At 40.4% G+C, this 13913-nt stretch carries 13 protein-coding genes; 5 read left to right on the forward strand and 8 right to left on the reverse strand.

The features are described from left to right. Both ACU696_RS02900 and ACU696_RS02905 read left to right on the forward strand, forming a co-directional pair. Positions 1–296 (forward strand): hypothetical protein (locus tag ACU696_RS02900; RefSeq protein WP_447343033.1); only part of this gene is annotated, 296 nt, incomplete at its 5' end. 837 nt (positions 297–1133) lie between these two features. Continuing rightward, a complete protein-coding gene (locus ACU696_RS02905; RefSeq protein ID WP_004906643.1) occupies positions 1134–1562 on the forward strand; it encodes a hypothetical protein in 429 nt (142 codons plus the stop codon). A 114-nt stretch (positions 1563–1676) separates the two neighbouring features. Here the strand turns inward: ACU696_RS02905 and ACU696_RS02910 are convergent, their stop codons facing one another. The 5 genes from ACU696_RS02910 to acs form a co-directional block, all read right to left on the reverse strand. Continuing rightward, complete coding sequence (locus ACU696_RS02910) at positions 1677–1817, reverse strand: 3-deoxy-7-phosphoheptulonate synthase (RefSeq protein ID WP_109913247.1); 141 nt, start codon at positions 1815–1817, stop codon at positions 1677–1679. Continuing rightward, positions 1786–2187 carry a 3-deoxy-7-phosphoheptulonate synthase gene (locus ACU696_RS02915; protein WP_080641486.1) on the reverse strand — a complete coding sequence of 134 codons (402 nt, stop codon included), beginning with the start codon at positions 2185–2187 and terminating at the stop codon, positions 1786–1788. The genes ACU696_RS02910 and ACU696_RS02915 overlap by 32 nt, the downstream gene beginning before the upstream one ends. Positions 2188–2289: 102 nt before the next feature. Then, positions 2290–3939: a cation/acetate symporter ActP gene (gene actP, locus ACU696_RS02920; protein WP_115166312.1), complete on the reverse strand. Its 1650-nt coding sequence runs from the start codon at positions 3937–3939 to the stop codon at positions 2290–2292. After that, positions 3936–4247 carry a DUF485 domain-containing protein gene (locus tag ACU696_RS02925; RefSeq protein ID WP_004906633.1) on the reverse strand — a complete coding sequence of 104 codons (312 nt, stop codon included), beginning with the start codon at positions 4245–4247 and terminating at the stop codon, positions 3936–3938. The genes actP and ACU696_RS02925 overlap by 4 nt, the downstream gene beginning before the upstream one ends. Before the next feature lie 195 nt (positions 4248–4442). Continuing rightward, positions 4443–6398: an acetate--CoA ligase gene (gene acs, locus ACU696_RS02930; RefSeq protein WP_115166313.1), complete on the reverse strand. Its 1956-nt coding sequence runs from the start codon at positions 6396–6398 to the stop codon at positions 4443–4445. A 417-nt stretch (positions 6399–6815) separates the two neighbouring features. Here acs and sodA point away from each other — a divergent pair, with 417 nt between their 5' ends. Next, positions 6816–7442, forward strand: coding sequence for a superoxide dismutase [Mn] (gene sodA, locus ACU696_RS02935; RefSeq protein ID WP_004906628.1), 627 nt, complete (start codon positions 6816–6818; stop codon positions 7440–7442). 137 nt (positions 7443–7579) lie between these two features. Beyond that, positions 7580–8257 carry a 6-hydroxyaminopurine reductase gene (yiiM, locus tag ACU696_RS02940; protein WP_117162887.1) on the forward strand — a complete coding sequence of 226 codons (678 nt, stop codon included), beginning with the start codon at positions 7580–7582 and terminating at the stop codon, positions 8255–8257. Positions 8258–8348: 91 nt separating this feature from the next. On the opposite strand, the gene ACU696_RS02945 is transcribed toward yiiM, so the two are convergent. Together ACU696_RS02945 and ACU696_RS02950 are read right to left on the reverse strand one after the other, a co-directional pair. Further along, a complete protein-coding gene (locus ACU696_RS02945; RefSeq protein WP_209102289.1) occupies positions 8349–9983 on the reverse strand; it encodes an ATP-binding cassette domain-containing protein in 1635 nt (544 codons plus the stop codon). Then, the gene (locus ACU696_RS02950; protein ID WP_209102290.1) at positions 9976–11661 is read right to left on the reverse strand and encodes an ABC transporter ATP-binding protein; all 1686 of its coding nucleotides are present in this window, start codon (positions 11659–11661) and stop codon (positions 9976–9978) included. The genes ACU696_RS02945 and ACU696_RS02950 overlap by 8 nt, the downstream gene beginning before the upstream one ends. Positions 11662–11847: 186 nt before the next feature. On the opposite strand from ACU696_RS02950, the gene ACU696_RS02955 reads away from it, so the two are divergent. Then, entirely contained in the window at positions 11848–12753 is a 906-nt protein-coding gene (locus ACU696_RS02955; RefSeq protein ID WP_004906621.1) for a LysR substrate-binding domain-containing protein, read from the forward strand. 44 nt (positions 12754–12797) lie between these two features. On the opposite strand, the gene ACU696_RS02960 is transcribed toward ACU696_RS02955, so the two are convergent. Further along, positions 12798–13673: a pirin family protein gene (locus ACU696_RS02960; protein ID WP_115166317.1), complete on the reverse strand. Its 876-nt coding sequence runs from the start codon at positions 13671–13673 to the stop codon at positions 12798–12800. Between the last annotated feature and the right edge of the window lie 240 nt (positions 13674–13913).

The raw sequence follows: 13913 nt of genomic DNA on the forward strand, positions 1-13913 counted from the left end.
AAATTAGCGAGAAAGCCACCCATTGGGTGGCTTTTTTACGTTTGGGGGAAACTAATTTATTGTTGATGTTAGCGTTGAAGCCCCTTGAGGTCCTAACTTCCCAACTTCCCAACTTCCCAACTTCCCAACTTCCCAACTTCTTTCTTCTTTTAACGACTCGCTTGATTTATTTGATTTTATTCCTCTTCGCAGAGCCATTAGTCATGAATATAACTATCGTAAATAAGCGCTTACGATACAAAGTAGTGAGTAACAACTCACTTCTATTTGGGCTACAAAGGGGGATGGGGAGTTAAGAGGGGAGAATTAAATCAAGGCGTTGCACCCTTAGCATTCAAGGGAGGAATGTGATTGAGGGATGCAAAGTAGTAAGTAACAGCTCACGGTTTGTTTGGTATGTAGCGAAATTTTAATGAAATTAGAGGTTGAATGCTAATGAGAGACTCAGAGTAGTAAGTAACAGCTCACAAGTTGTTTGGTGGGTAGCAGAGTTTTAGTAAAATCCAATGGATATAGCGGGTTGGTGGTTTACCTATCACCTCGATGAATGGAATTGCTTGGGAAATAAGTGACAGTCCACTTAAAAAATAAAGTGGAGCAGTGAAGGTAAGCTTGAACCATCATTTCTTAAATAGGTATGAAATGAATTCATTTATACACTCTACCGATAGATAAATTCTAATCTATTAAAATAAATAATGAATTAGTAAGGTTAGTTCATCGATTTACTCTACTTTACTTATTTAGATTTTTTCTATTTTATGGTTTTTATGGTGTTAATTAGTATGTACAAAAAGTATATGTTTATCATTTAAATATTAATAATATCAATAGATAAAATGTTATAAGCCATTTTTTCTGGTATAAAAGCTGTTCATCACCATTTTAAATTTACGTCTAAAATTTATTCGAATGGTTATTTTTATATATAAAAATTGTTAAATTGATGTTTTATTTTATTGTGCTTATAATGAGTAAATCAACTTAAGATATTACATTAGATATAAAATTTGTTTATAAATAGAATTTTCAATGGAAAGAACACAGTCCAAGGTGTCGTTAATAGCATAAGCTGTAATCATTAACTAACTGTATTTCATGTAAATATTGTTTATGTGCCAAAGGTGGATCACATGAAAAAGGCAAAAAGCGCTAATCATAAGATTTTTGATCAAATTCTTTCTGTAAATAAGCAGAATGAATTTGAATTTAACAATGGGCAAGATGGTGCAATTATTCTTTCTATACTTGTGATGTTTTTTGTACCATTTTTACTATTAAATGCAGCAAGAATTTATTTTGGAATAGATTACAGCTTTGTCGCGGTGATCTCCATGTTGGCGGTTAGTGCCATCATCACATACACATTGTATAAGCGTCTAAAAATGGATTCTGAATTTGCTGAAAAGCATATTGTATTAGACCAATTATTGATGCGTTATACGCCAAAAAATAAAGCAGAGTTTAAGAGCCTTCAAGAAGAGAGAAAGGCAAACCCATCAAGTACTTATTCACTTGTTGAAGATTGGGCTAATAGAGAAAGACTGCACTATGCAAATTAGCACACACTAACAATCTAATAAATGTTTGCATATCCCTCGGCTACTTTTAGTTGGGGGATTTTTTATCTATTGCAAAGGCTGGCCCTACATTGAGGGCTAGATTAATAAAAATAACTAATTCCAATTTTTACCTAGAAGATATGCAATTTCGAGAGATTGCATTTTGTTGAGTCTAGGGTCATATAATGACTGATATTTATAACTAATATCTTCTTCGCTGATTTCAAGGATACCTCCCTGTGCACTCAGTAACATCTAGTCCTGTCATTTCTAAATGGGCACCTCCTAGATGTACTCCTGCCTCCTTTAATATATGAATGAATTGAATCATTTCATTAGTAATACCCGTAAAATAGCGTGTTTTATATCCTTCTTTGGCATTTTTAGTATTACCATGCATAGGGACAATCATCCAAATGACGGGCTTGCCACTGGGCTGAATTGATTTTATGAGAGCCGGGAGTTTTTGTTTAATAACACCTGCTCCCATTCTAATGATGAGAACTGTTTTTCCTTTTTCTTGACTAGGGTTTAATTTCTTTATTAATTTCAGCAATGTATATGATGTGATATTTGGCCCGCATTTGATACCAATAGGTTTTTCTACCTCTCTTAAATATTCGATATGTAATTGTTATTCATTGTTATTTAATATTTACGTTATATAGAATAAAAAAAACGGCATAAATAGCCGTTTTTTATTCTATATAATTATGAGAGGTCGACGTTAATGCGATTTTCCTTGTTCAATACCAAGCCCAATCTGTGAACGAATAAATTGTTCTTTAAAGCGCTCTCTTTCCATTTTTCCTTGTTCTGAATTATCTGTTACAGAGAATAACCAGGCAGCAATAAACGCAACAGCCATAGAAAAAATTGCTGGGTATTCATAAGGGTAAATTGGTTTCTCATGATGAAGAATGCTGACCCAGATGGTTGGCCCTAAAATCATCAAGACAACTGCAGTAATTAAACCAAACCAGCCACCAGCTAATGCTCCACGAGTAGTCAGTTTGCGCCAGTACATTGAGAGTAAAATGATTGGGAAGTTACAGCTTGCGGCGATGGAGAAGGCTAAGCCAACCATGAAAGCAATGTTTTGTTTTTCAAATAGAATGCCTAACCCGATAGCAACAAAACCTAAGATAACAACGGTAATTTTAGATACGCGTAATTCATCTTTTTCATCAGCTTTACCATTTTTCATTGCCATCGCATATAGGTCATGAGAAACCGCGGAGGCGCCTGCTAAGGTTAAACCAGCAACAACTGCAAGGATGGTGGCGAATGCAACTGCAGAAATAAAGCCTAAGAAGAAATTACCACCAACTGCATCAGCAAGGTGTACAGCGGCCATATTGGTGCCACCAATTAATGCACCAGCAGCATCTTTAAATGCAGGATTGGAACTGACAAGAACGATGGCACCAAAACCAATAATAAAGGTTAATATGTAAAAGTAACCGATAAATCCAGTGGCATAGAACACACTTTTACGTGCTTCTTTCGCGTCACTAACGGTGAAGAATCGCATAATAATGTGAGGGAGGCCTGCTGTACCAAACATTAATGCTAAACCAAGGGATAAGGCGGATATAGGGTCGGAGACCAGCCCTCCAGGACTCATGATAGCAATACCATTTTTATGAACTTCTACGGCTTCTTTAAATAAGGTATTAAAGTTAAAGCCAACATGCTTCATAACCATAACAGCCATGAATGTTGCACCAGCTAATAACAAGATGGCTTTAATAATTTGAACCCAAGTTGTGGCTAACATTCCACCAAATAGGACATACAGCACCATCAATATACCCACAATAACAACCGCGACGTGGTAATTGAGACCAAATAATAATTCAATTAATTTACCCGCACCCACCATTTGAGCAATAAGATACAGTGCAACAACAACCAGAGAACCAACCGCAGATAGAATGCGAATTGGTCTTTGTTTTAATCGATAAGAAGCGACGTCAGCGAAAGTATAGCGACCTAAATTACGTAAGCGCTCGGCAATTAAGAATAGAATGATCGGCCAGCCAATTAAGAAGCCAATCGAGTAAATCAGACCATCGTAGCCAGAAGTATAAACCAGGGCGGAGATCCCTAAAAAGGAAGCCGCTGACATAAAGTCGCCCGCGATAGCCATCCCGTTTTGGAAACCTGTAATTTTCCCGCCTGCAGTATAGTAATCAGAGCGAGAACGCGTTCTTTTTGACGCCCAGTAAGTTATATATAAGGTAAAGCCGACAAACAGTAAGAACATCACAATCGCCTGAATATTCACAGGCTGGCGTTCAACATCCCCTGTCAATGCATCGGGAAACGCTATTGAGGAGGTAAAAAAGAGAATGAGTGAGAGCAATATTTTCATTTTTCTACCTCTTTTAAAATTTCTGCTGTTAAACGGTCGTATTCACCGTTAGCCCGGATAACGTAAAGCCCCGTTAGTACAAATGAAATGACGATCAGCCCTACACCAACAGGAATTCCTCTTGTAATGTATGAACCTTCGGATATTGGTGTTCCAAGCCAGCTTGGGTCAAAAGCGATAAGAAAAATAAAACCAACATACAGCACGAGCGTTATTATTGATAACAACCATGAAAAGCGACTACGTTTTCTAACCAGTTCTTTAAAGCGAGGGTTATCCTCTACCTTTTCGTAAGCAGTAGCATTCATCAGAGTTCTCCTCTGTTATACTCGTCATACTTCAAGTTGCAGCTTTGTTGACTACACTCACTCACACGAGTTACATACTTGTGTATGCCCCTCGTGCTTCGTTCGCTTGTCGCCTAGCTACCCCTCGAATTATTTAGAGTAAACCATCTTGTTGGGATGTATGTAAGGCCGCCTCTATGAGTTGGCCTTTTGGCGTTATGACATACTCATAGACTGTTTTTCTTCGAGTAGTTTTTCGACAACACCAGGATCGGCCAGCGTGGAGGTATCTCCGAAATTACTGGTGTCTCCTGATGCAATTTTTCGTAGGATGCGACGCATGATTTTACCGGAACGAGTTTTAGGTAGTGAATCCGTCCAGTGAAGTACATCCGGGGTGGCAATAGGGCCGATTTCCTTACGAACCCAGTTGCGAACTTCGGTGTATAGCTCTGGTGATGGCTCAACCCCAGATATTAATGTGACATAAGCATAGATTGCTTGGCCTTTAATATTATGAGGAATCCCGACCACTGCAGCTTCGGCCACTTTCGGATGTGCAACGAGCGCTGATTCTATTTCTGCAGTACCTAAACGATGGCCCGAAATATTCAGTACATCGTCAACACGGCCTGTGATCCAGTAATAACCATCTTCATCACGACGAGCACCATCACCACTAAAGTACATGCCTTTAAAGGTTGAGAAATAGGTTTGCTCGAAGCGTTCGTGATCGCCAAATAAGGTTCGGGCTTGGCCCGGCCATGAATCAACAATCACTAAGTTACCTTCTGTGGCGCCTTCGATAGGCTCACCAAGGTTATCGACTAATGCAGGGCGAACACCAAAGAATGGCAATGTTGCAGACCCTGGCTTTAACATGGTTGCTCCCGGAAGTGGTGTGATCATGAAACCACCTGTTTCGGTTTGCCACCATGTATCAACCACTGGGCAGCGGCTATTACCAATTTTTTTGTAGAACCATTCCCAAGCTTCAGGATTAATGGGTTCTCCCACTGAACCGAGAATTCGTAATGAGCTGCGATCTGTACCTTCAATGGCTTTATCGCCTTCGGCCATTAATGCACGGATAGCAGTTGGGGCGGTATAAAGGATATTGACTTGGTGTTTATCAACCACTTGGCTCATTCGGTTAACTGCTGGGTAATTAGGTACCCCTTCGAACATTAATGTTTTAGCACCATTGGATAATGGGCCATATAACAAATAGCTATGGCCTGTAACCCAGCCCACATCTGCAGTACACCAATAGACTTCACCTGGATGGTAGTCGAAGGTGTATTTGAATGTCAGTGTAGCATAGACTAAATAACCGCCAGTGCTATGCAGAACGCCTTTTGGCTTACCTGTAGAACCAGAGGTATATAGGATGAACAGTGGGTCTTCTGCGTTAATTTCTTCTGGAGGGCAATCTGCACTGACCCCTTTGATGACGTCGTGCCACCAGAGATCACGCCCTTCTACCCAGCTCGGCGCATTGCCTGTACGTTGGTAAACAATCACATTAGAAACCGTAGTGACTTGCGGGTTAGCGAGTGCGTCATCCACATTTTTCTTTAATGGAATTGCACGACCCGCTCGTAAGCCTTCATCTGCGGTGATGATTAGCTTTGCTTTACAGTCAATAACGCGACCAGAGACCGCCTCAGGGGAGAAACCAGCAAAAATGACTGTATGTATCGCGCCAATACGAGCACAAGCCAGCATCGCGACAGCAGCTTCGACAACCATCGGCATGTAAATGGCGACAACATCGCCTTTACGAATACCTTGTTGTTTCAAAACATTAGCAAACTGACAAACATCATGGTGTAGTTCGCGGTAAGTGACATTTTTTGACGATGAGGGGTCATCGCCTTCCCAAATAATCGCAGTTTGGTCGCCTTTTTCAGCCAGATGGCGATCCAAACAGTTTGCACTTAAATTTAACGTACCATCTTCAAACCAGCGGATATCAATATGGCCGGGGTCAAAAGAGGTGTTCTTGACACGTGTATAAGGTTTAATCCAATCAACGATTTTTCCTTTTTCGCCCCAAAATCCTTCAGGGTCTTGAATCGAGCGTTGGTACTCATCGTTATACTGTTGTTCGTTTATCAGGGCATTTTTTGCAATTTCAGCAGGAACGGGATGTTTAGTTATTTGAGTCATATTATTATCTCCTTGCAGATGTTAATACTATGTCAAAAAATGGTTAACTAAAGCACGATTTTTAAATTTGTTTTTCTTTTGCGCGGAAGATCACGTATTAATTGTAATGAGATTTGCAGGATTATCATTTGATGCTAAATATCAAATTGAAATATAAAGCTAAAAATATAATAAAAGGTAGATTTAAAGAAAAATAAACGATGGGGTTATTGGTATTAGTTACTGAATAAAGGAGTTCTCATAGCGAATATAAATATCCATATATTTACTATGGGTTTGATAATGATTTTCATTAACAGTAAAATAACTATAATAGATAGTTATTCACAAGGTGCGAAGTTACGCAAGTGTTTACCCTATGAGCCTTGTGGTAAAAATGAGAAACATAGCGGTATTTACGTCACTGGAGACAATAATATGAGTTATACATTACCTGCTTTACCTTATGCTTATGATGCGCTGGAACCACACTTTGACAAGCAAACCATGGAAATCCACCATACCAAGCACCATCAAACCTATGTGACTAACACCAATACAGCGTTAGAAAAACTGCCTGAATTAGCGGGTTTAGATATCGATGTTTTGATTCAAAAATTGGACCAAATCCCAGCTGATCAACGTACGTTTGTTCGTAACAACGCTGGTGGCCACTCAAACCATAGTCTGTTCTGGAAAGGTTTGAAATTAGGTACTGAATTAAAAGGCGAACTGAAAGCTGCGATTGAGCGTGATTTCGGTAGCGTTGATGCATTTAAAGAACTGTTTGAAAAAGCAGCTGCAACACGTTTCGGTTCTGGCTGGGCATGGCTGGTTCTGAAAGATGACGGTAAATTAGCTGTCGTTTCAACTGCTAACCAAGACAGCCCATTAATGGGTGAGGCTATTTCAGGCGTATCTGGTTACCCAATTATCGGTTTAGACGTATGGGAACACGCTTATTACCTGAAATTCCAAAACCGCCGCCCTGATTATATTAAAGCATTCTGGTCAGTTGTGAACTGGGATGAAGCAGCGGCACGTTTTGCAGCAAAAGCTAAATAATTTTATAAGATAATTTATTTGCCATAAGCGCAGCGTTAATGCTGCGCTTTTTTTATTTGTACTCCACCAATTGTTATCTCTACTGGCATTCTTTATGATGGAAGATCTATTACTTTGCTAAGTGGAGAGCACTGTTCATGTCATATTTTCCCCAGGTCTTTATCGGTAAAGTCCAAGCAACCCAGTCTTGTGGGCACAGCGCTATTCATAAGCAAGCTGCCGACGGGTTATTGATGTTAGGGCAATTGGGGCTTGATGGCGATGAACAAGCTGAAAAGCGCTTCCATGGTGGGCCAGATAGAGCACTTTGCCATTATCCTAGGGAACATTATGATTTCTGGGTCAATGCATATCCTGATTTAGCCGATTTATTTGTTGCCTCTGCATTTGGGGAAAATATATCAACGTTGGGTATGACTGAAGAAAACGTATTTATTGGGGATATTTTTGCATGGGGTGATGCGCGTATTCAGGTCACTCAACCTCGTTCCCCTTGTTATAAGCTCAATGGGTTAACGGGAATTGAAAATTTTGCACAAATGATGCAAGACAATGGGCGCTGTGGTTGGTTGTACCGTGTCATTAAAACAGGCAATGTTAGTGAAAATGCGCCATTAACGCTATTGAGCCGCAATAGTGATATTTCAGTACAAGAAGCCATTATGATTGCATTTCACGCTCCTTATGATGAGGAACTATACCAGCGCCTGTTAAGTGCTGCAGGGTTATCCGCAAGTTGGAGCTTAACCATGCAGAACCGTTTAGATAACCACCGCATCGAAGAGTTTAAGCACCGGTTGTTTGGTAAACGTTAATCGCTAGCGAAAAGCTATTGTGCGCTTATAACAAAGAGAGTCTTTAGCCATAAGCGTTTGCTAGTAATATAACGTGCGATACTGAGAATGCCTATGTCTTAGGTGTTTGTTGTATAAACTGTTGGTACCACGGGATATTCGCCATTAATTCGAGATGTGTTCCCTGAGCGATAATTTTTCCTTTCTCCATATACACAATTTCATCTGCTTGTCGGGCTAGATTAGGCTGGTGGGTGACGACGATACGTGTCTGTTGTTTGGCTTGAGTAATAAGGTCAATCACGGAGGCTGTATTGATGTTATCAAGGCTTGCTGTTGGTTCATCCATTAAAATGATATTAGGATGCTGTAGAATCAATCTTGCAATACACAGCCGTTGTCTTTGTCCTCCAGAAAGTAACATACCGCCAGAACCAACCTCTTTTTCTAAGAACGTATGATTGGCAGTGAAATTAAGTTGTGTCAGTAATGCACTGATTACCCGGTCATCAATATTATCATCATCAAGTACCAAATTTTGGCGTACGCTACCGCAAAATAAACGGCTATCTTGTAGTAAGACTCCCCGGTGAGCACACAACACCTCTTGTGATAGGTTTTTAATATTTTTATTACCGTAGTTCACACTGCCATATGTTGGGTCTTGTAAGCGAGCGAGTAAGCTTAATAATGTACTTTTTCCTGCTCCTGATGGCCCTACAATGGCGGTAAGTGTATGTTCCTTAAAGCTAAGACCTATGTTTTGTAAAATGCATTTTTTATTGTCACTGTAAAATGATAACTGTTCACAGCTAACGCTATCGATAGTGGGTGTTGATGAACGATAAGGAAATGTTAATACCGGAGCCTGCAAGGCTATTTCGATTCGTTGAATTGCTTTTTTCATTTGTCTAATTGATTGATCTAAATGAGAAAGTAACCACATAGGTTCAATTAAGCGCGCTAATAAAACTAACCCTGCTAGCCACATATTTAATGGCATCTTTGCATGATCAACTAAATAAATACCGAACCCAAAGAGCGTAATAAACGCGGTTTGTACCATTAATGAAAATAATAAGTGAAATGGCAAGCTTCTTCGTTGTAGCTGTCTCTGAGTTTGATATTGGGATGCTAAGGCAAATTTGGGATGCAGCTGCTCATAATGGGTATTTGAGCGACGAATCAATGGCTGGTGGAGCGCATATTGGTTGAGTGCACTCATTGCTTGTTGTTCTGATTCATGAGCTGCTCGTTCAAAAAAGGCAATTTTTCTGGCAGATAAGCGTAAAGAGACTAATAACAAAAGGAGTATAAACAGTAAAATAGCGCCAAATGCACCTTGATAGACTAACATTCCAATCACGATAGTACAGGGCGTGAGTAACCCACTAATAATAGGATGGAGTAAATGTGCGGGTACAGACATAACCTGTGATACAGGTCCTGAAATTAATTGGTTGCTGTTTGAAATGGGTTGCAATGAAAGCGGCAGATGGCGAATAAGTGCCGTAGCAAGATAGCGCATCACCAATCCCCCTGCAACATAGCCTTTCTGGGTGGCTATAAATGTTACGGCGAGTGTTGTTAAGCTAGAAAGAGTGAATAGTATTAATGGCATAGTGGTATCAAGGTGCCAATCTAAAATAACAACAAATAAAAATAACCCGCTAATTCCCTCTAAAACAGCGCTTAGGGTCATCCAAAATATAGCATTACGTACGGTGCACAATAAGCGTTTAAGCACAGTTCTCCTCCAATGCACGTAAAAGTTGCTGATAGGGTTCTGAATGTATTGAAAGTTGTTGATGCGAGCCTTGTGCGATTAATTTTCCGTTGTCTAACAATAATATGCGGTCTGCGAGATTCAAGCCGTTTAAGTCATGGGTAATAAGTACACAAGTTCGCGGCTCGCTATACAATAAATTAAGCACCCGCTGTGCATTTCGAGGGTCAAGTGCGGATGTCGGTTCATCAAGCAGCAATAAAGGCGCTGGTGATAGCAATGCTCGTGCAATCGCGAGGCGTTGAGCCTCTCCACCGGACAACACCATATCTTGCTCTATTACGGCATCCAGCCCTTTAGGTTGTTGTTTTACCAGTGATAATAAGTTGAGCTCACCAAGGTAACGGTACATATCATCTTCAGTGGAGTTAGGGGCAAATAGCTGTAGATTTTCACGCACAGAACAAGGCAGAGGCGGGGTGCTTTGCATGACGATGGAAACCGTACGGTTCAAACTAGTTAATGATAGCAGTGGTAATGGAACCGAGTTAAAGAGGACATTTCCCTCTGTTGGGTCTAAAAAGCGCGCCATAAGTTGTATTAAGGTGCTTTTTCCCGCTCCAGACGTTCCGACAATAGCAATAAATTCGTTGGGGGCTACGGTGATATTAATATTCGATAATATTGAGTTATCACCTATTTTAACGTCAACTTGGACAAGTTTGAGCTCACCTTGGGATGGGGTAATTTCCTTTTCTCCGTAATGCATATCCGGTTCAGCTAGAAGTTGGCGAATACGTTCTGATGCGCTAACAGCAAGGTTCAAGGCGTCTGCACCATGCCCCATTGCAGCAACGGGGGCAGCAATACTACTAATTAATAGAATGAATAAAATGATTTGAGCGAGAGGTACGGGCTCAGAGAGTAATGAAACCCCAAAAATAACCCATAATGACAGCAATGTGCTGCTGATACCGACTTGAGTCAGTGAGCTCAAGGCGCCTATTTTACTTATCCATCGCTTAAAGGCGATTTCAAATTGGTATAACGCTTGTGATGTTTTTTTTTGAATGGATTGATTGGGATATTGCCTTGCCTGTAGCGGGTTATCTGCAAGTTCAGCATATTGTTCATACAGGGCACTCATTGTCCGGTTACGTGAGGTATATAGCGCCTGATAACGTATAGAACGCATTTGTTTAAATAAAAAAACCGAGGTGATTAATGGCATTAAGCAAAAAATGGTGAGTAGTGCATTTTGCCATAATAAAATGAGAGCTGCTGTTATTGGGACGATAATTAATTTTGTGATATCTGCAGGGGCATGAGCGGTTAATTGATGTAGCCAGCGAACATCACGGTCAGCTATTTGCAAAAAGCCATCTCGACCATGTTGGGCAAAGTGGTTTAGAGGGAGTTTTTCTACTTTATCCAGAAGTTGTAGCCTGAGTTGATGGCAGAGATGGTTATCAGTTTGATGTGTTAAATACAGAGCAAAAGTTTGGCAAATTAGCCAGCTCACACCCCCTATGGATGCAATAACAACCCATTCATAATATTGATGAACGGAAGCGTTGGCAATTTGGCTAATTGCTATCAATGGAATGAGTGAACAGAGGCCTGCGATGGCTTGTAAAATAAGTGCAAATAATAGTGTGAAGCGATAGGGATGAAGTAATTCCCAAAGTGCGCGGTACATGCGAAACCTCCATAGCGAATCGGTCACTTTAATTTATTTCGCTTTGTTATCGTGAATTAGTTGTTTTGCTTGCCAGACTATTTGTTTTGTTTGCAGGCCTTATTGGCGGTATTCATTTTTAAAGCGCTTTTTTGGGGTTTTTAGTAAGATGGCGATATTGCGATTAGGAATATTGAGGGGGGTGAGATGCAATATGATTTAAATGATCTCTACTATTTTGTGAAAGTTGTCGAATATGGTGGTTTTTCACAAGCGGGTTTGGCTCTAGGGATCCCTAAATCTAAATTGAGTCGACGTATTGCAGACTTAGAGAAAAACCTTAATGTTTCATTGATTTACCGTTCTACTCGTCAGTTTCATGTCACGGAAGTGGGGCAAGTCTTTTATCAGCAGTGTAAAAATGTGGTGGATGAAGCTGAAGTTGCTCATGAATTGATTTGTTCCGTTCAGTCACACCCTAAAGGAACGATCAAGTTATCGTGTCCAGTCGCACTGTTACAAGTCTATCTCAATGAATTACTTGTAGATTTTATGATAAAGTACCCTGATATCGATGTTCAAATTTTAGCAGTTAACCGCCCTGTGGATGTGATTAGTGAAGGGTTGGATTTAGCTATTCGAGTGCGTTCATTGCCATTAGATGATTCAGGCTTAATGATGAAAGTACTAGGATATTCACGGCGTATCTTAGTGGCTAGCCCGCAGTTATTCGCAGAGCACGGTGAACTCACAGAGCCCGAAAAGCTGGTGGATTACCCGATGTTAGCGAATACAGAGCACTCACAAAATTACACGTTGACCCTAAAAAATAGTCACGATCTTAGCTTTACGCAGCATTTCACCCCGAAGTTAGCGACAACAGATATTTTAACGTTATACCATGCGGCACGCAAAGGTGTTGGGATCGCAAGGTTGCCTTATGGTGTGGTAGAAAAAGACATTGAATCAGGGGATTTGATAGAGGTATTACCGAAATGGCAGTTTCCTGAAGATATCATTCATGCGGTATATCCATCACGCAAAGGGTTGTTGCCATCAATCCAATTATTATTAAATCATTTAGCAGATAATATTTCGCCGTCAGTGAAATAAATTTCCCCGATAGCGCATTAGGCTATCAGGGAAATATTTCTCATTTACTGTGTTTCAGGAATGCGGCCAAATTTCCCACTGTTGAAATCATTCACTGCTTCATTGATTTCTTGCACAGTATTCATCACAAATGGGCCGTAACCAACAACCGGCTCGTTAATAGGATCACCACTGAGCAACAGTACTAAGGCATCTTCTGTGGCTTCTAACAGAATATTGCTATCTGTATCGTCGAGGATCATCAGCTCCCCTTCGTTTAAAGCAGAGCGGCCATCAACAAATATTGAACCACGTAACATGACTAAACCGACATAGCGTCCCGCTTTGGTTGGGATACCGACCGTTTTACCTTTGTTAAGCTGCAAATCCCATACATCTAATGGACTAAAGGTTTTTGCTGCACCTTTATTGCCTAAATAGTCACCCGCGATCACTCGCAGTGTTCCTGCATCATTGGGTAATGCGACTTTTGGCATACTATGGCTTTCTAACAGCTGGTAGCCGGGGGCCGCTGATTTGTCTTTTGCTGGCAAATTAACCCACAGTTGTACCATATCAAGAGTGCCACCTTGTTTCATGAAGGCGTCAGACTGATACTCTTGATGTAAAATACCCGATGCCGCAGTCATCCATTGAACATCGCCTGGGCCTATCACACCGCCTTCCCCTGTAGAGTCATGGTGAGCCACTTCGCCATCATACACTATTGTAACGGTTTCAAACCCACGGTGTGGGTGCTCGCCAACCCCCCTATTTGCTGAATTTGAGCTTGAAAAATCAAAAGGCCCCGCTCTATCGAGTAAAAGGAATGGGTTGAGGTATTTCCCATGATCGTTATAGCTAAACATTGAACGGACAGGAAAGCCGTCTCCGACCCAATGGCTGCGAGGAGATTGATAGATACCAATAATTTTTTTCATGGTTTTGCTCCTAAAATTGTTTTGATGACTGAATAATAAAGGAGCAAATCACTTGGCAGTAGTAGCAAAAATAGGTTTCATTGTTGCAGTGATAGAACAATAGAATAAAGACTAATTATTCTATTTATAGAACAGTGTTTATCAAAAACTGGACTACTCAGCCTTAAATCGATGAATTAATCTAAATAACACGAAAATAGAGCGTCTATCGTTCTATTTTTAAAACAAAAACAGATTTCA

Source organism: Providencia sp. PROV_01, from assembly GCF_053098325.1.